Source organism: Westiellopsis prolifica IICB1 (assembly GCF_004323185.1).
Lineage (GTDB): Bacteria > Cyanobacteriota > Cyanobacteriia > Cyanobacteriales > Nostocaceae > Pelatocladus > Pelatocladus prolificus_A.
This window is the reverse complement of sequence record NZ_NAPS01000002.1, coordinates 2,303,431-2,328,430: the sequence shown is the minus strand read 5'-3', so window position 1 is coordinate 2,328,430 and position 25,000 is coordinate 2,303,431. Positions and strand designations below refer to the sequence as shown.

The 25,000-nt window shown below is 41.4% G+C and carries 30 protein-coding genes, 1 tRNA gene, 2 pseudogenes and 1 other annotated feature (1 of these 34 cut by a window edge); of the genes and pseudogenes, 16 read left to right on the top strand and 17 right to left on the bottom strand.

Going from position 1 to position 25,000, the window contains the following annotated elements:
* Position 1, bottom strand: a sequence feature (16S ribosomal RNA rRNA prediction is too short); it reaches 822 nt to the left of the window's first position.
* Between the two features lie 341 nt (positions 2-342).
* The 9 genes from glyQ to B4U84_RS24330 all read left to right on the top strand — a co-directional run bounded on the left by glyQ (position 343) and on the right by B4U84_RS24330 (position 7,579).
* On the top strand, positions 343-1,239 hold the full coding sequence (gene glyQ, locus B4U84_RS24365; protein ID WP_131120835.1) for a glycine--tRNA ligase subunit alpha: 897 nt from the start codon (positions 343-345) through the stop codon (positions 1,237-1,239).
* A gap of 6 nt (positions 1,240-1,245) precedes the next feature.
* Complete coding sequence (locus tag B4U84_RS24360) at positions 1,246-1,476, top strand: hypothetical protein (RefSeq protein ID WP_017311732.1); 231 nt, start codon at positions 1,246-1,248, stop codon at positions 1,474-1,476.
* Positions 1,477-1,550: 74 nt separating this feature from the next.
* On the top strand, positions 1,551-2,030 hold the full coding sequence (locus B4U84_RS24355; RefSeq protein WP_131120834.1) for a DUF4079 domain-containing protein: 480 nt from the start codon (positions 1,551-1,553) through the stop codon (positions 2,028-2,030).
* A gap of 5 nt (positions 2,031-2,035) precedes the next feature.
* A complete protein-coding gene (locus tag B4U84_RS31700; protein ID WP_231294980.1) occupies positions 2,036-2,230 on the top strand; it encodes a dihydrofolate reductase family protein in 195 nt (64 codons plus the stop codon).
* Positions 2,208-2,579: a dihydrofolate reductase family protein gene (locus B4U84_RS24350; protein WP_231294979.1), complete on the top strand. Its 372-nt coding sequence runs from the start codon at positions 2,208-2,210 to the stop codon at positions 2,577-2,579. The genes B4U84_RS31700 and B4U84_RS24350 overlap by 23 nt, the downstream gene beginning before the upstream one ends.
* A gap of 115 nt (positions 2,580-2,694) precedes the next feature.
* Positions 2,695-5,031 carry a ComEC/Rec2 family competence protein gene (locus tag B4U84_RS24345; protein ID WP_131120833.1) on the top strand — a complete coding sequence of 779 codons (2,337 nt, stop codon included), beginning with the start codon at positions 2,695-2,697 and terminating at the stop codon, positions 5,029-5,031.
* A gap of 220 nt (positions 5,032-5,251) precedes the next feature.
* Entirely contained in the window at positions 5,252-5,842 is a 591-nt protein-coding gene (locus tag B4U84_RS24340; RefSeq protein ID WP_017311729.1) for a chromophore lyase CpcT/CpeT, read from the top strand.
* A gap of 199 nt (positions 5,843-6,041) precedes the next feature.
* Positions 6,042-7,220, top strand: a complete 1,179-nt coding sequence (locus tag B4U84_RS24335; protein ID WP_131120832.1) for a tyrosine-type recombinase/integrase — start codon at positions 6,042-6,044, stop codon at positions 7,218-7,220.
* A 134-nt stretch (positions 7,221-7,354) separates the two neighbouring features.
* A complete protein-coding gene (locus tag B4U84_RS24330) occupies positions 7,355-7,579 on the top strand; it encodes a hypothetical protein (RefSeq protein ID WP_131120831.1) in 225 nt (74 codons plus the stop codon).
* 565 nt (positions 7,580-8,144) lie between these two features.
* Here the strand turns inward: B4U84_RS24330 and B4U84_RS24325 are convergent.
* The 9 genes from B4U84_RS24325 to B4U84_RS24295 all read right to left on the bottom strand — a co-directional run bounded on the left by B4U84_RS24325 (position 8,145) and on the right by B4U84_RS24295 (position 14,270).
* Complete coding sequence (locus B4U84_RS24325; RefSeq protein ID WP_131120830.1) at positions 8,145-10,385, bottom strand: virulence-associated E family protein; 2,241 nt, start codon at positions 10,383-10,385, stop codon at positions 8,145-8,147.
* 104 nt (positions 10,386-10,489) lie between these two features.
* Entirely contained in the window at positions 10,490-11,038 is a 549-nt protein-coding gene (locus B4U84_RS24320) for a hypothetical protein (protein ID WP_131120829.1), read from the bottom strand.
* An 89-nt stretch (positions 11,039-11,127) separates the two neighbouring features.
* A complete protein-coding gene (locus tag B4U84_RS24315; protein WP_131120828.1) occupies positions 11,128-11,328 on the bottom strand; it encodes a ribbon-helix-helix domain-containing protein in 201 nt (66 codons plus the stop codon).
* 116 nt (positions 11,329-11,444) lie between these two features.
* A complete protein-coding gene (locus B4U84_RS24310; RefSeq protein ID WP_131120827.1) occupies positions 11,445-11,852 on the bottom strand; it encodes a hypothetical protein in 408 nt (135 codons plus the stop codon).
* Positions 11,853-11,924: 72 nt separating this feature from the next.
* Complete coding sequence (locus tag B4U84_RS24305) at positions 11,925-13,127, bottom strand: P-loop NTPase family protein (protein WP_131120826.1); 1,203 nt, start codon at positions 13,125-13,127, stop codon at positions 11,925-11,927.
* A 12-nt stretch (positions 13,128-13,139) separates the two neighbouring features.
* The gene (locus tag B4U84_RS24300) at positions 13,140-13,514 is read right to left on the bottom strand and encodes a hypothetical protein (RefSeq protein WP_131120825.1); all 375 of its coding nucleotides are present in this window, start codon (positions 13,512-13,514) and stop codon (positions 13,140-13,142) included.
* A 104-nt stretch (positions 13,515-13,618) separates the two neighbouring features.
* On the bottom strand, positions 13,619-13,792 hold the full coding sequence (locus B4U84_RS30830) for a hypothetical protein (protein ID WP_165490340.1): 174 nt from the start codon (positions 13,790-13,792) through the stop codon (positions 13,619-13,621).
* Between the two features lie 5 nt (positions 13,793-13,797).
* On the bottom strand, positions 13,798-13,968 hold the full coding sequence (locus tag B4U84_RS30825) for a hypothetical protein (protein WP_165490339.1): 171 nt from the start codon (positions 13,966-13,968) through the stop codon (positions 13,798-13,800).
* Positions 13,965-14,270 (bottom strand): hypothetical protein, encoded by a 306-nt coding sequence (locus tag B4U84_RS24295; RefSeq protein WP_131120824.1) that lies wholly within the window; start codon positions 14,268-14,270, stop codon positions 13,965-13,967. Before B4U84_RS24295 ends, B4U84_RS30825 begins: the two co-directional genes overlap by 4 nt.
* 58 nt (positions 14,271-14,328) lie before the next feature.
* Between B4U84_RS24295 and B4U84_RS24290 the strand changes: the two genes are divergently transcribed.
* Both B4U84_RS24290 and B4U84_RS24285 read left to right on the top strand, forming a co-directional pair.
* Positions 14,329-14,496, top strand: coding sequence for a plasmid partition protein ParG (locus B4U84_RS24290; protein ID WP_131120823.1), 168 nt, complete (start codon positions 14,329-14,331; stop codon positions 14,494-14,496).
* A 517-nt stretch (positions 14,497-15,013) separates the two neighbouring features.
* Entirely contained in the window at positions 15,014-15,559 is a 546-nt protein-coding gene (locus B4U84_RS24285) for a KilA-N domain-containing protein (RefSeq protein ID WP_207390986.1), read from the top strand.
* 441 nt (positions 15,560-16,000) lie between these two features.
* On the opposite strand, the gene B4U84_RS24280 is transcribed toward B4U84_RS24285, so the two are convergent.
* The 3 genes from B4U84_RS24280 to B4U84_RS24270 all read right to left on the bottom strand — a co-directional run bounded on the left by B4U84_RS24280 (position 16,001) and on the right by B4U84_RS24270 (position 18,398).
* On the bottom strand, positions 16,001-16,513 hold the full coding sequence (locus B4U84_RS24280) for a hypothetical protein (protein WP_131120821.1): 513 nt from the start codon (positions 16,511-16,513) through the stop codon (positions 16,001-16,003).
* A gap of 111 nt (positions 16,514-16,624) precedes the next feature.
* Entirely contained in the window at positions 16,625-17,563 is a 939-nt protein-coding gene (locus tag B4U84_RS24275; protein ID WP_131120820.1) for a tyrosine-type recombinase/integrase, read from the bottom strand.
* A 235-nt stretch (positions 17,564-17,798) separates the two neighbouring features.
* The gene (locus B4U84_RS24270) at positions 17,799-18,398 is read right to left on the bottom strand and encodes a hypothetical protein (protein ID WP_131120819.1); all 600 of its coding nucleotides are present in this window, start codon (positions 18,396-18,398) and stop codon (positions 17,799-17,801) included.
* Between the two features lie 364 nt (positions 18,399-18,762).
* Between B4U84_RS24270 and B4U84_RS24265 the strand changes: the two genes are divergently transcribed.
* The gene (locus B4U84_RS24265; protein ID WP_131120818.1) at positions 18,763-19,155 is read left to right on the top strand and encodes a hypothetical protein; all 393 of its coding nucleotides are present in this window, start codon (positions 18,763-18,765) and stop codon (positions 19,153-19,155) included.
* Positions 19,156-19,381: 226 nt separating this feature from the next.
* Here the strand turns inward: B4U84_RS24265 and B4U84_RS24260 are convergent, their stop codons facing one another.
* Complete coding sequence (locus B4U84_RS24260; protein ID WP_131120817.1) at positions 19,382-19,627, bottom strand: hypothetical protein; 246 nt, start codon at positions 19,625-19,627, stop codon at positions 19,382-19,384.
* A gap of 47 nt (positions 19,628-19,674) precedes the next feature.
* On the opposite strand from B4U84_RS24260, the gene B4U84_RS31970 reads away from it, so the two are divergent.
* From B4U84_RS31970 to B4U84_RS24245, 4 genes are all read left to right on the top strand, one after another.
* Entirely contained in the window at positions 19,675-19,800 is a 126-nt protein-coding gene (locus B4U84_RS31970; RefSeq protein WP_278248350.1) for a hypothetical protein, read from the top strand.
* A gap of 4 nt (positions 19,801-19,804) precedes the next feature.
* A tRNA-Cys gene (locus tag B4U84_RS24255) sits at positions 19,805-19,876 on the top strand.
* 174 nt (positions 19,877-20,050) lie between these two features.
* Positions 20,051-20,308 carry a hypothetical protein gene (locus B4U84_RS24250; RefSeq protein ID WP_017311728.1) on the top strand — a complete coding sequence of 86 codons (258 nt, stop codon included), beginning with the start codon at positions 20,051-20,053 and terminating at the stop codon, positions 20,306-20,308.
* Between the two features lie 983 nt (positions 20,309-21,291).
* Positions 21,292-21,687 carry a heavy metal-responsive transcriptional regulator gene (locus B4U84_RS24245; protein WP_131120816.1) on the top strand — a complete coding sequence of 132 codons (396 nt, stop codon included), beginning with the start codon at positions 21,292-21,294 and terminating at the stop codon, positions 21,685-21,687.
* 167 nt (positions 21,688-21,854) lie between these two features.
* Here the strand turns inward: B4U84_RS24245 and B4U84_RS24240 are convergent, their stop codons facing one another.
* The 4 genes and pseudogenes from B4U84_RS24240 to B4U84_RS24225 form a co-directional block, all read right to left on the bottom strand.
* Positions 21,855-22,091: a TPR end-of-group domain-containing protein gene (locus tag B4U84_RS24240; protein ID WP_131120815.1), complete on the bottom strand. Its 237-nt coding sequence runs from the start codon at positions 22,089-22,091 to the stop codon at positions 21,855-21,857.
* Positions 22,092-22,503: 412 nt separating this feature from the next.
* A pseudogene (locus B4U84_RS24235) lies at positions 22,504-23,556 on the bottom strand (IS1634 family transposase); the annotation flags it as partial.
* Between the two features lie 125 nt (positions 23,557-23,681).
* Positions 23,682-24,335 (bottom strand): annotated as a pseudogene (locus B4U84_RS24230) (IS1634 family transposase); the annotation flags it as partial.
* A gap of 36 nt (positions 24,336-24,371) precedes the next feature.
* Positions 24,372-24,758, bottom strand: coding sequence for a hypothetical protein (locus B4U84_RS24225; protein WP_096726370.1), 387 nt, complete (start codon positions 24,756-24,758; stop codon positions 24,372-24,374).
* Positions 24,759-25,000 lie beyond the last annotated feature (242 nt).

Genomic DNA, 25,000 nt, shown 5'->3' with positions numbered 1-25,000 from the left:
CTCCGTTTTGTTTCACTATAAACAAAAACAAATCTCGTTTGTTTAGCTCTATCTACGGCTTCTTTTTTGACCTCAGCCTTGGTCTATTCTCTTGATTGACGTAGGCTATCTAGTATATAATTCTTTCAAACTATAAAGTTTTCATGGTTCGGATGCCCTCGAAGCCTCGCTTTGCAGCGCTTTGCTCGTTTGGCACTTTCCTATACTACCTACCCTCTCCCTCTTTGTCAACTACTTTGGAAAAAAAATTTTTCTTCATGTTTTTTAGACTTAAAAGCTGCTTGTAATAACGACTTTAAGCAACAATGGTTTAGGCTATGTTGACTTTACGGAAGGATTGTTGTGAATTTTCAGTCTGTAATACAGGTTTTGCATAAATTTTGGAGCGAGTCTCTTTCAGAGAGACCTGGCGGTCAACGTGGATGTTTGATTGCTCAACCATATGATATTGAGAAGGGTGCGGGAACCAAAAACCCTCATACATTTTTAAGAGCATTAGGGCCAGAACCTTGGGCTGTAGCTTATGTTGAACCTTGTCGTCGCCCTACTGATGGACGATATGGTGAAAATCCAAATCGATTTCAACACTATTATCAGTATCAAGTACTGATTAAACCTTCCCCTGATAACATTCAAGATATTTATCTAGATTCTTTAAGAGCTTTAGGTATCCGTCCGGAAGACCATGATATTAGGTTTGTGGAAGATAACTGGGAGGATGCAACCGTAGGTGCTTGGGGTACTGGTTGGGAAGTGTGGTTAGATGGGATGGAAATCACTCAGTTTACCTACTTCCAACAATGTGGAGGAATCGATTGTCGTCCAGTCTCCATAGAGATTACTTATGGATTGGAACGTTTAGCGATGTACCTCCAAGGGGTTGAAGCTATGGTTAAAATTCACTGGACAGACGACATTACTTATGGTGATGTCCACCTCCAAGGCGAGATAGAACAGTGTGTTTATAACTTTGAAGCCTCTAATCCAGAAATGCTGCTGACTCTATTTAATATGTATGAGCAAGAGGCGCAACAATTAACAGAGAAAGGATTGGTTTTACCCAGTTTGGATTATGTGATGAAGTGTTCACACACGTTTAATTTATTGGATGCAAGAGGTGTAATTTCAGTTACGGAACGGACTCGTTATATTGGCAGAATTCGACATTTGGCACGTGAAGTAGCACAACTGTATGTGGAACAGCGAGAAAAGTTAGGTTTTCCATTGTTGAAAAAGTAGAGGGTTATGACGACTTTTGAAGAACTACAAATAGGTAAGTACTTTCGGATACCTGGAACAAATGCTAGGTATGTTTATAGAAAAGCTATCAATTTACATTGTACTTTGGGAGCAGCTTTACAGCCCATCAGAAATGCAACACAAGTGATACCATTGACTTCTCGAGAGATTGCTGATTATTTTGGTGATAAATTTACAGCAAAGCTAGATTTTCTCAAAAGTTTACAACAAAAATAATGTTTGATTAACTACCTTAATTAATCTAGGAACGTATAACTTAGTGTAAATACTGGGAAAACTGTGGAATATAAATGGTGAATTTGACTGAGATTTTAGAATCCATAGCAGCTTGGTTCTGTTCTTTAGGAGTTCCCGAACCGATTGTACATTGGGGACATCCGGCGATGATGGGGATTGTCATTTTTGTTATAGGTAGTTTTGTTGGCTTTACTGGTTGGCGAGGACGACTTGCTGAAGATAAAGAAGTTGTGTTGAAAAGTCGCAGTGAGCATCGCAAACTTGCACCGTGGATGTTTTTATTTATGGGCCTGGGTTACACGGGGGGAGTGCTATCCCTGGTCATGCAGCATCACCCAATTTTTGCAAGTCCTCACTTTTGGACTGGTTCAATTTTGCTGTTATTGCTGGGGATCAATGCTGTAATTTCTTTCAGCCAATTTGGTGGCGATAAACCTAGTTTACGCGCACTTCATGCATACTTGGGTAGTACTGCATTGTGCCTGATGCTTGTTCACGTTGTACTGGGATTAAAATTGGGTTTGTCTTTCTAAAGTTCATGCGAAAAATACGGTTGTATATTGCTTCCAGTCTTGATGGATATATCGCGAGAACTTCAGGTGATGTCGATTGGTTATTTGCTGATCAAGACTATAGTTACGCCGAGTTTATTAGTCAAATTAATACAGTAATCATGGGTAATAATACGTATCAAAAAATACTTGGTTTCGGTGAATATCCTTACCAAAGATAAGCAAGGTATTGTTTTATCTACAAGCTTATCTGGTCAAACCGACGAGAACGTACAATTTGTGGGAGGTGATTTACAGGAATTCATCAGTATACTACGTCAATCTCCTGGTAGTGATATATGGCTAGTGGGAGGAAGCAAGACTATTCATGATTTTATGAAACATGGTTTTGTTGATGAGCTGATTCTATCAATTCACCCAATTATTCTTGGGGATGGTATTCCCTTGATTGTGAAAGATCCAAGCCTAGAGACTGCACTGGAGTTACAAGATGTGAAAAACTATAACTCTGGATTATTGCAAGTTACCTATCAGGTGAAAAGCAAACGAAATTTCTCAGATATTGAATAGAATCAGGCAAGGGCGATCGCAATCAAGTATTTCAAGTCCACGCATGTGGACTTTTTTACATGTATACTGAGTTTAATTTAAGGCGTGAGGCGCTAATTTTTTTACATATAGTCTCATGATTCAAATCAGTGGTGTAATTATTTGTCTTAGCTATATTCTTGGATTGTTGTTTACAGCAATTCCTTGGGGTGGAGTTTGGATACTGCTTCTTAGTGTGGTGATAGCAGTTTTTTTGCAAAGACGACGCTTAACCTTACAAAAAGTTTTGGCAAAAAACAAGACAGCACCACAGTTATCTAATATCGTCCACTTCAGAGTATGGTTAATTGCTGGGGTAGTGGGATTGCTAGCAACTTTATATTTTCCATTGCGTGTTCCCCAAGCAGGGGTAAATGATATTAGTAAATTTGTCCCACCAGAAAATAGTAATCAAGAACAACTTTTAATTGTGCGGGGTGAGGTAATCAGTACACCACGGTTAACTCGTAGTCAAAGGGGACAGTTCTGGTTAGAAGCAACTAAGCTAGATGAAGTTAAAAATGATCAGGGTGCAGTAGGTTTAGGTAAAGGTGTAACAGGTAAGTTGTATGTCACAGTGCCTATACTTCAGGCTACTGGATTGTACCCTGGTCAGGAAGTAGCGATTACTGGGATTTTATATAAACCAAAACCACCATCTAACCCTGGCGCTTTTGATTTTCAGAAATACTTGCAACAAGAAGGTGCATTTGCTGGTTTGGTGGGACGATTGGTAAATGTGTTGGATGAAGAACAACCTTCATGGGGATGGTGGCAAATTAGAGAAAGGATTGTGCGATCGCAAGTTAAATTATTGGGTATTCCAGCAGGACCACTTGTGAGTGCAATGGTATTGGGTAGCAAAGCAGTTGATTTACCTTATGATATTCGTGATACTTTTGTGCAAGCTGGTTTGGCTCATGCTTTAGCAGCATCTGGATTTCAAACTTCGTTGATTTTGGGTGTAATACTGGGGTTAACAAAAGGCTTGAAAAAATCAACGCAAATTACCCTTGGTAGTTTAGCTTTACTTGTTTTTCTGTGTTTAACTGGCTTCCAACCTGCGGTATTAAGGGCTGTAATTATGGGATTTGCGGCTTTAATTGCTTTGGGATTAAAGCGCAAAGTCAAACAACTGGGATCATTACTAGTTGCGGCAACTATATTATTATTATTTAATCCTTTGTGGATTTGGGATTTAGGATTTCAGTTAAGTTTTTTAGCTACACTAGGATTAATAGTTACAGTTCCACCATTGACTCAACATTTGGAATGGCTACCACCTGCGATCGCTTCTTTAATTGTTGTTCCTCTCGCTGCAATGATTTGGACTTTACCACTTCAACTATTTGTATTTGGAGTTGTACCAACTTATAGTCTTTTCTTAAATATTATTAGCACACCTTTAATTTCAGTTATTAGTATAGGTGGAATTCTTAGTGCAGTTGTTGCGTTAATTGTTTCCGATGCTGGTAGTGCTGTAGCTGGAATCTTAAATTACCCTACTGATTGGTTAATCAAGTTAGTAGAAGTTTTTAGGCATGTTCCCGGAAGTTACTATGCTGTCGGTAAAATTGGCATTTGGCAACTATTTGCTATTTATGGACTAATAATATCAGTTTGGTTAATAAATTGGTGGCAAAAACGCTGGTGGTTTGCCTTTTTTATTGCCTTTGGTTTGGTATTAATTCCGGTTTGGTATTCTGCTAACACATTATTTCGGATTACAGTTTTAGCCGCCGATGAACAACCCGTGATTGTTATACAAAATAAAGGCAAAGTAACACTGATTAATAGTGGCGATGAAGGAACAGGACGATTTACAATATTACCTTTTTTGCAACAACAGGGAATAAATAAAATTGATTGGGCGATCGCATCAGATTTTCAACATAAAGGTAATAGCAATAGTTGGTTAGAGGTGATGCAAAATTTACCAATAAAATTTTTCTATGATTATGTTCCTACATCTGAAAATCTTCTGATTAGTCAGGTAATTCAACAAGAATTACAAAAACAAAAAGGAGTTTATCAAGCTTTACCTGTAGGTCAAACAGTTACTAATGATATCATTTTAGCTCAATTAATTAATCAAGAATCACCAATTTTACAGATCCAAATACAAGGTCAATCTTGGTTAATTGTAGGTGATTTTAAATCTACAGAAGTACGCCAATTAGTGCAAACAGGAGGAGTACCTCGTCCACAAGTTTTGTGGTGTTCTGGCGAATCTTTAAAAGAACTTGTGACGACATTGCAACCACAAGTAGCGATCACTACTAGTACAAATATTGATCAAAAAGCTGTGTCAGAAATTAACCAAGGTCAAACAAAACTATACTTTACAGGAAAAGATGGAGCGATCCAATGGACTCCTCAAAGAGAGTTTGAATCATTTATTCAGATCACGGAAAATAAAACTTCGGTATTATGAAATTTAATTCAATTTCCTATTATAGCCTATTTAAATGCTGAACAGCTTAGTGTCATCCAGCTTGTAGCGCGATCGCCAATTATATCCAGTCAAAACTTTATTTCAGAAATTTGGCGCATTGAAAAATATTATCAACCTGCAAATTTAATATGCCAGTGTGCGTACTCAAAGTTTTAAAATACTTGCAGATAAATATTAAACAACAAGTGTATTTTTTGTAATGACTAGCTCTACAGATATTGCTACCTTAGCCCGCTTAATGGCAGCAGACTTTAGCAATCAAGAACAAGCTTTTGAAAATCCACCTTTTTACGCTCATATCCGCGTATGTATGCGTCCTCTTCCCTTAGAGTTACTATCGGGGGTAAGTTTTTTTGTGGAGCAAGCTTACGATTACATGCTCAATGACCCCTATAGGATGCGGGTATTAAAGTTGCTGAGTGCAGAGGATCACATTCTGATCGAAAACTATATTATTAAAGAAGAAGAAAGATTCTACGGTGCATCCCGTAATATCGAACGTCTGAAAACACTAAGCGTTGATGACTTGGAAAAATTACCAGGCTGCAACATGATTGTAGAGTGGACTGGCAATGGCTTCAAAGGCAGGGTAGAGACAGGAAAAGCCTGTATTGTCTTCCGTAAAGGTCACAAAACTTATCTTGACAGTGAGTTTGAGATTAATGAAGAAAAATTTATTAGCCTTGATCGAGGACGTGATCCTGAAACTGATGAACATATCTGGGGATCTGTCGCTGGACCATTTTACTTTGTTCGCTGGCAAAGCTTTGCTGATGAAGTAAAAATTTAGTTTCTACTCATCCCCAAAAAATTTATCGTTTTGGGGATGCAATTCTCTATTAAATTTTGGTATGATAAAAACCTGTAAATGTGGCGGCATAGCCAAGTGGTAAGGCAGAGGTCTGCAAAACCTCCATAAGCATTTATACATACTCTAGAAAGTACATTTTAGGTAGCCAAGACAGCGAGTAAACGACTCTGGCTACTCAATGGCTACTAGAAAAAACCGAGGAAGCGTAGGTGTAGAGACTAAAGCAGGGAAGCTTAGACTAAGGCTACCAAGAACAATAGCCATTGATAGTAGTAGGTACATTAGCACTGGACTAGACGATACCCCCGATAACTTAAAGAAAGTACAAAGACTAGCTTGGGAGATAGAAGAAGACATCCAGGCTGGTCTTTTTGATGTATCGCTAGAAAAGTACAAATGTCTCATTAACCGCTTCAATAAACCATTGGGGGTAATACCCACTCAGATAGACCTACTAACTCTCTGGGAAAAGTACTGCGAGTACATGAAGCCACAGCTAGCAGTCACCACATACCAGAAAGACTATCGGGGTAAATATCTAAACCACATTAAGAGCTTACCGACTAAAGACCCAAGGCAAGCTATAGCCATCAGAGACTATCTCTTAGCTAATAAGTCAGTCGATACCACCAAGAGAGTATTGATGTATCTAAGCGCTTGCTGTAGCTGGGCTGTAAAGTCTGGGCTGTTAACTGCTAACTTATTCCAGGATATGAAGGCTGACGTTAAAGCCCGGAAGAAGAAGGTAGAAGTAGAGCCGTTTACGTTAGAAGAGAGAGAAGCTATCATAGCAGCTTTTACAGCACACAAATACCACAAACACTACACATCGTTCGTACGGTTTCTCTTTCTTACTGGCTGTCGTACTGGCGAAGCAATAGCCATACAGTGGAAGCACATAGCCCACGACTTTAGTTATGTGACTTTCTGCGAGTCATACGATACCCGCCTGGGAGTTAGAAAAGATACCAAGACTGGTACTACCAGAAAGTTTCCTTGCAATGCGGTACTTAAGCAGCTACTAAATGATATTAGACCTAACGAGTACAAACCAGAAGACCTAGTATTTAAGAGTCCTACTGGTAAAACTATCGACGCTAGTAAGTTTACAAACCAGGTGTGGCGAGGGTGTAGTAGCGGTGATAAGACATACCGAGGAGTGGTGGGTACTCTAGTGAAAGAAGGCAAGGTAAGCAGCTACCGACCTCCTTATAACACCAGACATACGTTTATAACAATGGCTCTTGAAGCTGGGGTATCTGCTGCACAAATAGCCAAGTGGGTGGGTAATAGCCCAGAAGTTATCATGCGTCATTATGCTGGGTGTTCTATTGAAAGTGAAGTCCCAGTGATATAGCCACATACCCCCAATAGCCACTAACCTTGCTGGGGTATTACCCTCAGAGATATTTCTGATGACGCTTAAATGCTCTTGGTATAAAACTTAAGTATTTAGGTTAGGCGTAAGAGTGTCGATATGGTGAGGTATATATGAAAACTATACTACTGCGGATACTTAAATGGTGGTTCATAGTATCATTAGCTTACACCTACATCACAGTACCGCTCACTAACTACCTGGTAGAGAGAACATTAACTGCTCAGGAGAAGGAACAAATAGACAAAAGAACTATAGACACAGCAGCATATGAATGGTCACAAGGAAAGAAAGATATAAACACAGCAGCCGAGGTATGGTCTAGTACTGATAAGTGATGGTTAATTGCTCTCTCTTTCTCTCTCTCTCTGCCTAACCTAGTCTCTCTGCCTAGCCTAACCAGGTTAGTCAATGAGGTTAGGCAGCGCTACAAACCTTATGCAGTAAGCATTGCAGGCTCTCTGCCTAACCTTGCCCAGCCTGCCTCACCTATTCCCAAACTTTTACAGAACACTATACAGCTACAATTCTACAGAAACTTTTAAATTAGGTTAGGTAGGTTAGGCAGGTTAGGCAACACCTTACTGGGTAAGCGTTTCAGAGAATTCGAGGTTAGGCAGGAGGTTAGGCAGTAAGTACTTGAGGTTAGGCAGGAGGTCTAAGGCTATACCTAAAAATAACATTTATGTACTTAAAAAGAAGCTACCGCGGCACACCTGGCATACGGTAGCGACTAAGTTCGAGGTTAGGCTGAGGGAGGTTAGGCAGGTTAGGCAGAAGCTAGAACCTAAGTGTGGTAACTATTTCAGCCATTGCCTAACCTATTATGGTTTTGGCTAACGTACTGGCAGTGAGGTTAGGCAGAGAAATAGAGAGAGAATTATCGGTGAGGTTAGGCAGAAGCTAGAACGCGCTCTCTTCCTCAGTTTCTACTGCAATAACCTTAGTGATATCTTGGTGTACCCACACATACCGACGAGTGCCAGCTAAAGTTTTGCGTTCTTTCTTAAAGCCCAGCCTAGTCATTACGTCTGCTACTTCCATCTCTAACGCTTTATTTTGTCTGCTAGGTTCTACGCCTAATGCGCTTTGTAGAATGATAGCTGTGGTTAGTTCGCCTCGGTCTAGCATTGATGGCTTAAATGATGTACCACCAGGTGCTATGTATCGTCCGCTAAACCAGTTAAGTACCCACTCCTCGCTCGTGGAATGTTCGGTAAACTGTTCATTATGCTCATTGCTCTGTACTTGCTCCTCATCAGTTAGCCACCATTGTTCCTTGGCTTTATAGAGCTTCAATGCAGCCGACCATATTTCGTCTCTGTGTATCTCTACCCAGCGCACATCTATTTTCTTGGTGATGCTGCATATCCAAAACCTTCTATTGCCAGTAGGGTCTTTAAGAAACTCATCTTTATTGGTGGTACCCACACAAATAAAACCGCGTCGTCGTTCAGTCTGGGTATTAGAATACTTTGGTGTGTATCGGTCGATGCTTCTAGTCATAAACGCTTTTAGCTGAGATACCTCCTTGCGTTTAATTACTGTCTCAAGTTCGCCAAACTCTACACACCAGCTTGCATGGAATACTGGTAGGTCGTCGCGCTCGTTACCCGATGTGACTGTGACTGTGGTAAAAAAGTCTTCACTAAATAGTTTCTCAAAGAACGTAGTCTTAAAGCAGCCTTGTTTACCATTCAATATCAGCGCGGTATCCACCTTACATCCTGGTTCTAATGCACGAGCGACCGCAGCAATGAGAGTCTTTCTAACGTACGTCTTCTCTAATTCGGTCTTAAGCCCTAGCACATCATTGTAAAGTGTGTCAAGTATATCAGTATTAGCTGGTATCTCTAGTGAGTTTAAGTACTCTTGCACTGGATGATATAAGTTTTTCTTAGCATATACCGATATGAAACGTTCAAGCCTTGCGTAGTCTACGTCGATATCGTAGTTATGTGTGATGTCAAGCTCAAGTTCTTGGTTATTAAACTCTATACCATCAAGCCTTGGTACGTCTTTTAATACATCCCAAGATAGTCTATGTGAATATTCTTTTTGAAGTAGCATACTTAACTTTAAACTCTTGCTTCTTGGGTCTGATGCTAATGCTTTGCTTGTACCACCACTGATGCCACTATCCACTGTGCGCCTAGCTTCAGCCTCGGATAGACCAGCTTGTACCCCAGCATTAACTAAAGCCTGGTGTGCTACGTCATATGCTATAGCACCGTTTGTTATTAGCTCTGCTGTCTTAAACGCTGCTTTGTTTAATATATCGTTCCTCGTGCCTTCTACCGCATTTTGTACATCGAATAGTAGCACCTTGAATTCGTTATTAGTTATTGGGGTACAAACACTTGGTAGAGCTATTACTTTCCTTGGGTTAACGTTACTCTCGGCTCTATCCGCTGACGCTCTGTTCCGTAGCACAGCTTGGGTATTAACACCAGCCACTACTTCGGTTATGTTTTTGTACTTGCATTTAGGGTCTATACGAACCAGTTCTACCAATGTGGGGATATACTTCATATGATAAAAGCCTGGTATCCGCATCACTCGCGGTAGGTCATGCACGGCTTTATCACTGGCATAATGTTCAATTAGTTTCTTTTGTGCGTCCTTAAACTGTGTGACGTTTTTATCTGGTGTATCAAATACCCAGTAGGCATGACCTCGCTTTCCACTGGTGCGAACTATCATTGTAGGGTCGAGGTGGTAACTATCCTTGGGTAGCTGTTTGTCACAGTCAATGAAGCAAGCTCGAACGCTCACTACGTCCTCAGCTTTTCTCGTATTACCCGATGTCTCATTGACTGTCACGAATATTCCAGCGCCACGTTTGTTTACCTCGACCAGTTTATTATAGTGCTGCTCCAGCGTACCGTAGAAGGTTTTAGTTAAGCTTGGGTCTCTATCGTCTTGTTTATCCGCTGACGCTCTATCGTCGAACGTTTGGAAGACGTAAGGTGAAGCGCCTAAAATATCTAGAAACTCTTGCGCTGTTTGCTTATCAAAGTGCTTGTCGGTAAGCGTTTCAGGTCTTACAATGTTATTAGAAGCTAAAGAAACATTGGTGCTATTCATGTTCTGATATCTTTGTGTATCGGTGTAGGAAGCTAGAGAAGCATTGGTGTTATTCATGTGTGAGTATCCTTGTTCTTTGGTTTTTATGTATCTCGAATGTCAGTAGTGCCGAAGTATTCTCAGTACCTCGGTACTTATTTTTATGTGGGGTATGTTACCACTCACATATATTGAACTAGCTTATTGAGCGGTAACAAATGTTTGCGTAGACCTTGCCACTCGTCACCATCTTTAAAGAAGTACTCAGGTTTAAACCTTGCACCCACTATTGCACCAGTTACTCTCGATACATTCAGTACAAACATATAACCGCCACGCTTCTGCTCAATTAACTGGTGGTACTTCTCATCAATACCGCGCACGCTGCCTACGATATAGTCGCTAAACGAAAAGTCTTCTGGTGAGGTAAACCGTATTTGCTTGCTCTTTACCTCGATGTAGTGTCTACCGTTAACGATGATGTCTGGTGCGTTTTGGTTACTCGCCTCAAACTCTGGCTGGTGTATATCGTCTATACCGCACTCATAAAGCTGCTGTGCTACATATGTTTCCCACTCTCTACCGTTCACCAGTGCATTTCTAAACGAGTCACTTTGCTCATCTTTGTGTATGTCTTCCATGCAAGTATCTATGTGTCGCGTTACGTAGAATGGTAGAGCTTCTAGTTCAGGTGTCCGGTGTATTCGGATATCGATGTATCTGTGGCTCATATTTTAAAAGTCTCCATAATAAGGTTTTGTTTGTGTAGGGCTAGCGCTGTGTGGTTCAGTGGCTAGCCTTATTGTTTCTGGTGGCATTGTTAAACTCCTTGCTGGTCTAAGTACTGGGCAATGGCTCGACGGATGATGACAGCGCGGCAGTCTCCGGTAATGTTCATAACTTCTCCTAGTCGTTCGTACTGTTCCTCAGTCAGCCTTATCTTTAACTCGTGGGGTACACCAGGATAACGCTTCTTAGTCTTAGCTTTAGCTGGGGTACGCTCTACTGTGGTGTTATTCATATCGGTGGTATTACCTCCTTCTCAGTTTCTTTTTGTCTGTCTTATACTTCTCTGTAACTACCCAATGGTCATTCATTTATTGGTAAACGAATACGAGTGGACACTTCTTTAACTGTCTACTCTATTAGCTCTTCGAGTTCGCTTATTATTTCTCTCGCTTGCTGCCATCGTGGTGAGGTGGGGTGTACCCTCAGTTTCCAGTTCTCAATGAATAATACCAAGTCGTCTCGTAGGATAGTGTCGTTCTCAAGGCTCTGTCCGCTTACGCTCTCGCAACGCTCGGCAAGTCTCCCGCATTCGCTCGGCATTGGGGTACCCTCCTCCTCCTCCTGAGAGCTATGTGTAAGCCAGAGTTCTATTGCTTCGCTGACTTCAGCCGCGCTTATCTCTTTAGGTACTCGTGCCATCTTCACCTCACCACTGCAAGCACCATACCTTAGCTCTATCAGTTCATTCATCTTGAGGTATTTCTTTTGTCTACCACCAGTTTTCCCAGCTACTCTATTGCGCTTAAGTAAAGTCATAACAATACTCCATATCTATCGTATACATAATAGTAACACTAGGATATTCGCTAAAGCTCTAAGTATAAATACTTATTTGTTATCGAGAAGTTCACTGACTCGGCGTAGTGCATCCTGCTTTCTACCGCCCAGTAGTTCGGCTATTTTCGTTTTAGAGTAGCCGTCATTGTGCAGTCTCCAAACCAGGTTCCGCAGTTCTTGGCTAGGCTTTTCGTCACTTATTTTACCCTCCTCAATTTCCAGTTCCGCTAGTTCCTGCAATGGTTCCAGCGTTTTTGGAGTGTCGAGAAGTGTAGCATTGGGAGTGGTGTAAGAACCGTTTATATGTACCTCGCATGGTCTATCATCTACCAATACTCGACCATACCTACTGCCTTGTAGCCACCTTATAAGAGCATCATTCTTAAGGTACTTAGCCCTAGCTATAGCTTTAGAACCGAGGTATACCCTAGTGAAGCAGCTATTAAATACTTCGTAGTCACCTTCTAAACCGAAGTTCTTAGCCGTATCGTTCTGCGCTGCCACACATATGAACACTTGAGGTTTACGTCCACGCTTGGCTAGCTTGCTTAACCACTCGCCTACAATATCGCTCTCTGATGCTAGTGCTGGTGTCTCTTCTGCCACGATGAGGTAAGGTATAGCTTGCCAGTTTCTACCCTGCTGTGAGCGCTCCTGGAGGCGTTTCTTGAGAAGTTCTAGGTCGTCTTCCATCTGCTTGAAGATAGCCTTGGTATCGTTCCCAGTACCCACCACTTGAACTTTTGACATATCTCGATAGTCATCGACCGTAGCGTCTGGGTCGTAGACTTTCACCTCGCCATGCCATTGTGATATGAGGTGCTTAAGCAGTGTACTTTTTCCATCATTCGTACCACCTACTAAAGCTATGTGCTTCTGACGCCCCCAAATGTAGCGCGGTAGGTCGGTTATCATATCGGCTTGCAAGTCTTGCAGTGTGTAAGCAGGTAGCTGTACCTCGGTGGTGGGTGTAACAAACTTCTTATACCACCCAATGTTAGCTCTACGGTCTACTAATTCTAAGTCTGCTGCGGTATCTCCAAGCTTAAGTCGTGCCACTGCTAACCGTCTCGCAGCTTCGCATGAGATAAGCCCAGTGCCTAGCGTCAATAGTTTAGGTACACCACGATGAGCAAGTATACTTGATGGTACACATAGCAAAGTACTAGCAGTGACTAAAGCAGTAGCAGCACCAGTTACTCGGAGTAAGTTTAATAGCTGCGTTATATATGAGGTGGGGTATTCAGCCATCATATACGTTTCCTACTAGAGTCCTAGAATTAAACCGAGACTTAATGCAAAGCTAAATATTCCTGGCGTATAAGAACTACCTAGCATTGGCACTTTATTCTTTACACACCACACCCAGCCCACAGCCAAGAGAGCGATACCACCAGAAGCATTGGGTATTGCATATTGGGGTACCCCACATCCATCGGTAGCTTTGCAATACTCGATACCAGCATGAGTCACGATAGCCGTACCGAATGTTATAGAACCAGCAGTGTACGCGAGGTTTATACCCCGATATGCAGGTAGCTCTTGGGGTAATACTTTCTGCTCCTCACGCTGAAGCATTGAGTCTGGTATTGAGATAGTTAAGTTTTGCTGTACTGATGTCTTATTATCTTGTTCGTTCATATGACTGTTATTCTTTAGTTAGAGAAACGAAAAGTGGGTGAGATATCCGACCTTCCCACCCACTAGCTCGTTCATTGTTTGTTACTCTTGGCGCTCGGTGTACCCTACTTAGCGCCTTCTCTAAAACCTCGGTACTCTGCTTGACACTCGTGAAGTCTTAAGTCTTGGATGTACTCTTGCATCTGGGCTTGAGTGTCTTGCTTATTGATGAAGTGGGTACTAAAAAGAAAAGCACCACCAGCTAAGAGCAATAGAGTTATCAGTGGGTTAATGTTCATTAGTTTTACCTCCCACTACCTCGGTCATTCATTTCAAACAGTGCCGCTTGTCTCTCGTCTTGCTGTTCTTTACGTATCCATTCTCTATCCACTTCTGGTTTGTTTCGTTCGTCGCCTAGATAGCTATACAAACGGTCAATAGTTTCTAGGTGTACGTTTTGGTGTGGTTTACTCATGCCACTACTACCTGATACCCACGAACGTTTGTGCTATAACGCTGCTTGGTGGTTAAGCTCACTGCTTCAGACTTGGATACTTTCATGAATACCTCAGTGGCTCCAGCGTCCATAGTGAATAAGCTATAGAGTGGGAAACGGCTATCGCTTACATCTACTGCGGTGCTGGCTACGGTCATGCTGAGTGTGGCTGTTCGTTTACCATCGCCACCGCTGCTAGGTGTGGGTAAACTCTTACGCTGTCTTTTGCTAGCTTGTGGCTTAGTGTCGTTAATTACTTTGCTACTTAATGCTTCGGTCATATGCGTCTATACTGGGGTGTACACATAACATTATAGTTTACTTGTTCACTTGTCACACATGTCTGACCAGGAAAATATTAAGACTAAGTTTCTATCAGTGCGTGACTTCCCAGAAGTTCTTCACACTAGGCTAAAGCTAGCAGCAGTTAAGAGAAATAAGACAATGTCAGACTTGCTAGCAGACGTAGTAAAGCAGTGGCTAGACGCAAACGAACCGGAACATTAGCCACCTTAGTCTTAGATAGAGATACCCCCAGAAGACTGAGGAACTTAAAGCAATATAGTATCGTCATACCCTAATGAGGTATACACCAGCGTGGTGTAGAGAAGCATACTAATAACTACTGACACCAGAGAGAGTACCACCAGGGATAATAACTTGGGGTACTTTCTCATTTGGGGGATAGTAAGCGCGCATGGACTTATTTGCTAATGGATATCTATCCTTATGTGGTATGGCTTCTGGCTACTTTATGTGGGTTTAGTTTGACAATAGGTTGCAAATAGATAAGCGCCCAAGCCTTATATACCCTCACGAATTTCCGAGCATTTCCAGTTACCCAAAAACTATGCCACTAGAGAGGTCAAAGCCTTGCTAGGAGAGGGTTTCCAGTTACCCAAGGCTGAGAGAGAGAGTACCCCGAGGTTCCGCTCAAATGTCATAACTTCACACCGTCGGAAAATGCGATAGTGTGAAACTCTTATATAGTAGGCGCTTTGAACTACTCACAAAATGTGAGAGTGTGAAACGCTTATGTAATAACTATCCAGAACTAGTGACAAAATGTCATGCGTTCATTTTCCCTAGAAAAGACGGTAGAAAAGGTGACGCTAGACAAACTACACCAGTATCCGACAAAGAAGGAACACTACTGACAACAAGGACAAACACAATGGAATTTAATTTATTAGTTCAAGATAGTACCCGCTCTGATGACTACGTAAACGCCACTAAGTGGTGTAAATATTTTAACAAAATGTGGGCTGAATTCAAGCGTTTACCTGAAGTACGAAAGTGGCTTGCAGCCTTCACTTCAAAACATGGGAATATCCCACCTTTTGAAACCCGCTCTGGTAAAGGAGGCGGAACCTACGTACATCCACTGGTAGCTATCAAGTTAGCCGAGTGGTTATCGCCTGAGTTTGACATCTATGTTAAGGAAACATTTAAGCGCTACCTAGAAGGTGATGTAGACCTAGCAGTAGAGATACTCGAACGCGCTAAACCAGAAGACGTAGCCAAGAGTAGAGAACGTATTGAGGGTACCCCAGTAGAGACAAAGCTTTGAAGGATAAGGTTAGTGAGAAAATTACACTATCGAAAACCGGAATTATCCCGGTATCTAAACTACTCACATCTGAGCTATTATGAACGCGTGCGAAAATGTCACTCGTCGATGAATGCGTCACAAAATGTGACAGTATGAAACTACTACCCTACCTCGTTTTAATTGGGGTACCCACAAAGTTAGCACTTCCAATTGAAGACCGAACTTAATTCTAAACTCTCCAAATATCGGACGTTATAGCCCGAAGCGCTTACCACATAAACGTTTATAAACTCTCCGGCTTGGGGTACCCTCCAAGAGATAAAAACTTTTGTAAAACTCGGGAACTTTATCGTTATAAATTTCGTCCTTATTCTAAAAACCCTACTAAGTCTGAGTAAATTAATGTACCCCCAATAACACACTACGTATTCATATAACGTACTGCTAACGTTAACTATCTTACTCTTTTACTACGCCTTGCCTACCGAAGTAAGAACTAGCTTTAGGTTTATGCTCTGCTAGGTATTCAGCGTAAACTGTTCTGAGTGTGTTTAAGTACGGTCTTCTATGTGCTAAGTCTTTAAGTATTTCTGAAACTATTGAGTCTTTTAGATAAAGTTTTCCTTGGTAGTACACATTAGAATATAGCTCTAAGCATTCTCCTGCTTCATTATTAGCGTTATAAGGTTTACCAGGTTTTGTTCTTCTTATCGCGTGAGATAACCTTAGTTCGGGTATTTCAAAGCTAGTAGCTATATCTGAGGTCTGGTAAAAGTATCTATAGCTAGGCGCAGGTTCTAGTGGAGGTCTGGCAATGAGAACATAACCGTACCTCAAAGCGTTTACTTTTATACCCCAAAACTCATGCTCTACTAACTTCCATCCAAGCTCATTGCGGTATTTCTTCATAGCTTTAGCTTTGTTCGCTTCAAGCTTTTTCATATCGAGTTTATTATTTTCACCACTAAACATACTATTACCTCCAGGTTAAACTTACAGTATTTATGGTTAACGTACATCTCTTACTAGTTAGTAACTTCAAGAGAAACTTACAGTATTTATGAGTAACGCATAATATAGTTCTCAGAGCTTAATGTAAAGTGAGGTACAGTCTTCTGGGTCAGTCTCAAGGTACGCATTGGTGGTACTGATATTGCTATGCCCTAACGAGTCTCGCACCAGTGGCAGCGATGCACCATTAGCGAGTGCATGAAAAGCATTAGCATGACGTAACCAGTGGCAGCTAACATTCTCTGGTAGTCCACAGTCTAGTGCTGCTTGCTTCACCACTCGATGTGCGTTTGTACGGTCTAAGCGTTTACCACTCTGCTTTCTATAACGGTTAGAGTACGTTTGAAATACCGCATCGTTATCAGTGCTGTGTGTTTGTGTACCTCGCAGTACTTCTAGTTCTAACCATAATGCTGGGGGTACCACCAATGTACGGTGCTTATCGCCTTTTCCTAGTACACTGACCGTTATCTTACCCCGACTATCTATATGAAAGTCTCCCCAGTTAAGGCTGCAAGCTTCACTAATACGCAAGCCTAAAGCATAGAGTGTCTTCATTAGGGTACGGTTTCGTAGGTCTTCACAGCCGTCGATAAGTTTCCACACCTGCTTCTCAGTGAGACGACGACCAGCTAGTGTACTACTAACTTTAGGTTTACGTATGACCACGGTCGGGTTAGCTTTCATATATCCCACCTCAAATGCACACTTGCAGAACGACGATAGAGCGGCTAGCTTACGTCTGGTGGTACGAGGTTTATAACCGCACTCATTCTGGAGGTACAAACCATAAGCAGCATAGACGTGGGCGGGTATGAGTCTAAAGTCCTTCACCTCACCTACGAATGCTAGGAACTGGTATAAGTCTCGACGGTAGTTATCAGCAGTCGTCTTAGCATATCGACCTAACCAGAGCATGACCACGTTATCAAAGTCTGGTGTAGCTGAGTGGGTAATAATGCTTAAGGCTGTCGCTTCGCTCGGCGATGGTGTGTTAGTGGTGGTTAACATTGGGGTATCTCCTAACATAGCTTTTGTTGCACGTAGCAGTAGAGTGAAAACCTCAAGTGAGGTATAGAGTACTTATACTCAGTGAACTTGATACCAGATAGATAGAACGAGAAACGCTAAAACCGTGACGGTAAACATAGACATTAGTACTATTAAGTTAGTAGTAGTGTTTAGGGTATGGATACCACCAGTACGGCACGTCTTGGTATCTATTGGCATACCCCACCTAAGAACATTAAGCAGCAGCTAGACCGCGCATAAAGCCTACACCAAACCAGTACGCACACTCGGCAATGGTCTTTAGAGTACCCAGTACATTGCGTTTCTGAGTGCTAGGACGTGGCTGTGGTTTATTAGATACCCCCAATGGTTCGATGTCTAGGCTGAAGTCTTCTAAGTCATTGCGCTCTACCGGTGGCGCTGGAGTGTAGACGCTACCTGGCACTGACTCATCTATCCGCTGACGCTCTATATTAATGACTGCGTGGTCAAGGCTGTCGCTTCGCTCGGCTGTAGGAGGTAGCAAAAGTAATGGTTTATAACTAGGTTCATTTGTCGGTAGAATTTCCGCAGCGTAAGGCTTTGAGCTATTCTCATCTTCTTGTACTTCATCCCAAGGAGACGATAAGGTTTCAGGTTCGTAGGTATTAGTACCCTCAGATGCTTGCTCAAGGCTCTCGTTTCTCTCGGCTACCGTAGATGTAGCTTCAGCCAGTTTCTCGGCAATAGCTCGCTTCCAAGCGGCTTTGGAGGATAGCTTACCGTACTGCTTTGCTTGCTCGGTGGTAATACCCAGTGCTGCTGCTTGCGCTTTCAATTCTTTGATAGTAGACATATTCGATACTCCTTAATACTTTACTGAGGCAGTGGTTAGGTGAAGTGTTTTCTCTGCCTCGCTTAATATCTAACGTATACGATAACTAAGGAGTATGTCAAGTAGGTGGTGCAAAGTGTAGTATATACAATACACTAGTACTACAAACGATATAGTAGTAGTATATTGGGGTATTCTTTCGTCTACGTATAGCGAAACTACACCGGGGGAACGAAGCGGGGAAAATAATATATGAGACGCTTATCGAATTTTTTCACCAATTCAAAGTCTTACCCAGCAAGCATCCTAGCCACTATTTAGTAGGTTCGATAAGAAAGACGTTCATCCGAGCGAATGCGAAGGACTTGAAGGTATTGAGTTCTATGTGAGCAACGACGGAACTCAAAGTGGTATGAGTGTAAGCGGACTAGCTAGACTTTGTGGTATTGGTCAAAGCACTGTTTCTATGTTACTACGTAGTTTAACGGACATCAGCAAAACAGCACCAAAAAGCCTAGAAGTCTTACGTGGTAAAGAATTGTCTCCATCAGGAAACCATAACTGGGAAGCACCTAGAGTCATCTTTGCTGATGTATGTGCTAGTATCATTGAATACTACGCTTTTGAGTCTCGTGCTAAGTCTCAGCAAGCTTTAGAAGCATACCGCCAATTTGCTAAAGTGGGTATTCACACCTGGATATTACACACTACTGGTTTTACTTCTAGTGAAGGTGTAGAATTAGAACCTAAAGCTAGTATAAGTGGGTATTCTCAATAAGCAGCTGCGTTAATGACAATAGCAGTACCCCAAGTAGGTGGTCGGAAAAACTAGGGTCAAATGGCTGAAAGCTTTACCATATAAGGAAATTAGGTGGTCGGAATTTAGTTTTATGTATAGATACCGCTCGCAGTTTCAGGTAACTAAAAACGCTAGAACCATTAGCAGGTAAGACTTTATCGCTCGCACTAGCCTAGCCGAGTTATCTTATCTCTGGGGGTACACATCATTCTCTGGGGTACAATACTCTCTCTATGTCGCAACACATACCGACACCCACGCTTTTAGTTTCGCACCTTAACCAAGTTCGATATAGGGTTTCTCTACCTTCAATGGTGGTATACGCTTCTTCTTTAAATGCGGCGTAGCAAGGCTGATAGACCTCATGCTGTACCCCGTCGGTGATAAGTATGGTGTTTGGATAACCTGGGTTCCATACTCTGTTAAACGCTAAACGTACCTTATGAGCCATTAATGTACCCCGATAAGCAAACTCAGCTATAAGTTAATGACTCAGATATGAGCGCCCTAGTTTCTTACTGGTCTTGGTTAATAAGTGCGGCTATTGTGATATCATTAATTAACGTCAGTCGATGGCTACCGAGTGGCTACCAAGTTCAAGCCAAGGCTGGCTCTAGTTTGTAAATGTGGCGGCATAGCCAAGTGGTAAGGCAGAGGTCTGCAAAACCTCCATCCCCCGGTTCAAATCCGGGTGCCGCCTTGAAGAAATGACAAGCATCAAAAGCATTACAGGAAGGGGTTTCACGCTCCTTCCTTAATTATTTTCTGGGGTAAAACTGGGGTAAATCAACCTCCAACTAACTGCTTTTTGCCTTGCCATTCTTTGCCATTTTTAGCCGTATCATGTCAAAAGTTGCCACAATTTTTGCTACAAATGGAAGCGATTGATCAGAAGATACAGCAAGCGAACGATCAGCTAAAGAAGAAGGGGACAAGGGTAGTAATTTACAGGCGAGGCGATCGCTTGTCGTTGCGGGGAACATTGTCGCCCAAACCACACATTGATAAAGATAAAGATTATTCGCAGGTAATTTCCTTGGGCAACAATGCGATCGCCTCGGATAAAGGCATACTGTATGCTATCAGCAAAGCAAAATTACTGACCGGGCAAGCTACTTGCAGAAACTTTTAACTGGGACGAGTGGATTGATTTAGATAAAGTTGCCCCTGATAGAATTGAGACGCGGCGAGGGGAGAGGTCAACTATTTAAAAATTTTTCCACTTGATAGCAAATTTGATGAATCAAGATAGGGTTATAGAATGCGATCGCACTTCCTAATACCATTTTGGATTAGTATTGCATGAATTTTTCTTTGCCATCACCCTAACCCTCTCCTAAGCATGAGAGAAACTAGCTTGGGGGATGAAGGTAATCTATTGGTTCCACAGATCAATCCACTTTCTTTTTACCCTACTCGGAATTATTGGTCAATAATTATTAGCTTTCTCAAATAAAGTTAATCATTTCTAAAAATAAACAATCAAAGTTTACATAAAAATCCAATTTCGTATCAATACAACCAATTTATAAGCTTTTTTTAATCACTTTTTGATGTTGAAAAAATCCATAACCGGACTAGAATTTAGTCATGCACTAATGTCGAATTTCAGGTGTGTCAAGCTAGCTCTTGACGAGGGTAATCTCTGCTTTTTATTTACAATGTTTATTTGATCCCCTACTTGATAAGCTTCAATTTTCACAACTCCTACATAGATTGCTATAGCTTCTAGTTGTCAGTGCTTAATTTTTAGCATAGATAAAAACAACTTTATCAAAAAAACCCCTGTCATATATCTCTAATATGTTATTTTTTGTACTTGCAAAATTAACAAAAACTAACATATAAGTTAATAAGTGTTACTTTATACTATTTATATTTCTTATGACCGCTATACTGTTTTCAGGTTCTACCTGGGAATTACTTAGAAGTGGCTCTGCCACTTCTTTTTCTGTAACTTATTTTGTCAATATATTTCTCAATAATCCAACAGTCGCATCATTAATCTAGTTCAAGCCACCGATATAAATAACCACAATAAATGTAAACATAATTGTCGATAGATACATAAATTATGTAAATTAGTAATAAAGCTGTATAAAAATTAGAAAGAATATGCTGTTAATTGGTCAGGTAACAGCTTTAAGCGGAGTTCCAATTAGAACCATTCGCTATTATGAAAGCTTTGGTCTTATCGAGTCATCAGGACGCACAGAGGGAGGTTTCCGACAGTTTTCCTTTGATGTCCTCAAACGTTTGTCGTTTATCAAACGCGCTCAAAGCCTTGGTTTGAGTTTGCAAGAAATTAGCGAAATCCTCCAAGTTTACGACGGTGGTAAACCCGCCTGTGATGAAATTCAACACAAATTACAAGATAAAATCTCGGATATTGACTATCAAATTGAGCAATTGTTGACTTTACGAGGCGAACTCCAAGAATTAGTTTCAGAATGGCATAGTGTGTCAACGAAGCCGGAAGATAGAATTTGTCCGATCATTCAGCAAGACTGATAGGCTTTTTGCGGGAGTTCAAATCGCAGCACCTAATGCTGGCGATGTTCGTAATCCAACACCAAGTTAAGTCGCACATCGCGTTATATCTCCTCTTTGTGTCTTTGTGTCTTTGTGGTAAAAAAATAATTTTTGAAACACCAAGATACAGAGACACCAAGAAATATTCATAATTCCTTCCGTTGAATTAACGCCTGAAATCGCTCATCTTCGCGAATACTATCAAAATCAGAGTTGGTTCTTGCCTTTTCTCGATATTCGGGATTAAGATTAATTGCTTTTTGCAAGTTTGCAATTGCTTGTTCAATATTTCCTTGCAGTGCATAAGCTTGGTGGTCGTCAGGTTTAATTTCTACAGCTTTGTCAAAAGATGCGATCGCATTCCGAGAAGATTTTCCAGTCAACAGTAGCTATTTCAGGGTAAGTACATCTTTACTATATTTTATTCCTGATTTCTTAAACTGTACGTTCGCTCATTTTTAAAGGGTGAGAGGAATTAATGCCTTACTGTTAAAGGAAACAATACGATTTTGGATATCCTAAAAGCATCACCATGTAATACATGGAAAAAGTTGAATCAGCATCACCGTGTAATACAGGGGAAAGAAATCGCGGCTTTGCGTGTATTACACCGATGAAAGAAATGCATTGTGAGACTGTTATCTGAAGTCAGGCTTTTCCATGTAATACATGGAAAAGCAGCAATATTCAAAATTCAATTTCTGGTGTATTACACGAAAAGTGCTAATATTGAAATGGGACTTCAATTCTGTGTATCCTCCTTCAGGAGTGATGCAAGTAATTGAGTAAGAGGAATTATGTCGAGCGCACCACCGAATCTATGTGATAAAGGGATTCAGACATTTTCATTAAATAAAGAATTTGTTTTTGAAGCGCGTTAATTGGTGTAATGAAGATGGTAGAATCGGGTAAAAAATAAAGAGTTAAATTACAAAAAGCCTTGAGCATCTGTTCAGCAGAGGGGCGAGCAGTTTTTCGCTTTGGATTACCGTCATAAAGACCTGCCAAAGATTGTTGGGTTTGCTCAAGAGCCAGCCGTACTACAAACTCCATTAAAGTAAATACACGCAAAGCTATGTTCAACAAGAACATTAAGCCAGTGATTCGGTCAGTATTTTGAAAGTAAATGGGTAGGGCTGGCAAAGAACCCCTTTTAAAACGGTGAAAACCTCGCTCTAAAAGCCATTCATCCCGATAATACATCACAGCAAGTGGTAAACTCATCTGGCTACTATCGGCATTAGTAACATACAATCGCCACCCTGCCAAAGTTTCTGCCTCCTGAATTGCAGTATCTATCTTCTGGATATGAAGTTGAAGACAAATATCTGTCAATTCCTCAGTGGTCGAGTTTTTTGATGGTCGTCCCCGTCCGAGATGACGAGTTTTTTTAGTGATCTGTTCTGTAATCATGGTTGAGAAAAAATTTTTGACACGATAGCGCTGGAGAATGTTTTCTACTTTATGGGTGAGTAGCTCCCGATCTGAGCCTGGCTTGTTAGCTAAACTTTGGAGAGCGGTTTCAGCAGTCAAGATGCGTTGCTGTTGTCCACGTATCATTGATGCGGCAAGGCTTTGGGAGTAAACTACTAAGTAGCGTTCTAGCCAACGCACCCATTTGTTGGTTTGTTTGTTGAACCAAAACTTACCTAACTCCACTTCAAAACCTTTTCCCACCGCAGGTTCTTCTTCATCTTGTCGCCGTAAACGAATGGGCACAATTTCTGCTGGTGGGTTGAGAACCCATTGCTGAAGATATTGAGGGTGTTGCCCACTCATGGCTACAGGAACGCAGTAAATACCCCTAGAAGCTGCGATTTGAGCGCGAGTTGCAATCGACCCAGCTTTGGGATCTCCAAATAATAAAATGCCCAGCCGTCGCTTTCGCCTAAACGGCGAAAGCGCCTAAATCTTTGGGCTTGGCCAAAATATATTTAATACGGCTGGGCATTTTATTACTTGGAAGTGCCTTTACAATCAGCGATGAAGACAAACTTTTTATGTCCAATCACTTGTGCTATTTTTTGCCAAGTAGGGAAATATAATGGGTCGTCAGCTCCATTACCTTCAAGGGTTGTACTGACTAATGGCATTCCCATTGGGTCGAGGGTTGCCAATAATTGACGGTATTGCAACAAATCTGGGCGTTTGTCCTTGGAATAGCCATAACGTAATATATTTTCTTCTGGGGAATCTCCCTGTTGATGATTCACGCTAAAACTAGTCGTATCAGTTCGTGCCACTTGTGTGGGTAATTCGTAGGCGCGAATTAGATGTTGTCCTAACTTGACCTCTATTTCCCGCGTTGCTTGTGTTTGCTTACCTAACTCTTCGACTACCCTTGCCAATCTGTCATCACTGGTATCTTTTTCTCCTATTGGCCACCCTGTACTTAACTCTAAAATCCTTCGATGTGCCTTTACCCATGATTCCACTGCACACAACCGATGGTCTGATTGAGTAATTATATATGTCAGTAACAATACACTCAATTGACCATAACTCATGCCTTTGTGGTTTCCGTGTGGTTTTTTGAGTTTTTGGTCAATACATTTAGCTATCCCCATCTGAACAAGCCATTCCACGATGACGGGAATATCGTCAATCCGCTCAGAACTTATGTCCACTGTTTTCCCCGCTTACTGATACAAAACAGCGAATTCCTACTGTTGTGTATACTCGCTATTTAGTACCACAATAAAATGATTGAGGGCTTTGAGTGCTGCTTTGTAGCCCGGTGATTGCTTACCTAACTTCAACTCCAATATTACTTGGTTACGTAAACTTTCGAGTGTTGCCACCTTTAGAGGCATGGTCGCAACTTCAACAACACTAGTTTTGGCTTTATGTGCCAACTTTTTTTCCCGTGTAATACTTGGATGAGCATTCCTTCTAATCACCTGTTCGACGTAATCAGCTCTAGTCATACCCAAGCATTCGGCAGCGATCCCCAAAGCCTTCCAGGTTTCATCCGTTAATCTTAAAGAGCGCACTTGACGATAATCATCGTCTTTCAGGGCGAACTTCCCTTGAATATCCCGCTTTAACATTCGCCTCTTCCGTGTATTACATCGTAAGTTTAACCCCAAATTAGTGAAGTTTAAAGTGTAATATTCAGTATTACAGATGAGATGTTAATGAGCCATAGCTTCCATGTAATACATGGAAAGGGCTTTTTTCCTTTTTCCATGTATTACACGGTGATGCTTTTAGGATATCCAAAATCGTATTGTTTCCTTTAACAGTAAGGCATTAATTCCTCTCACCCTTTAAAAATGAGCGAACGTACAGT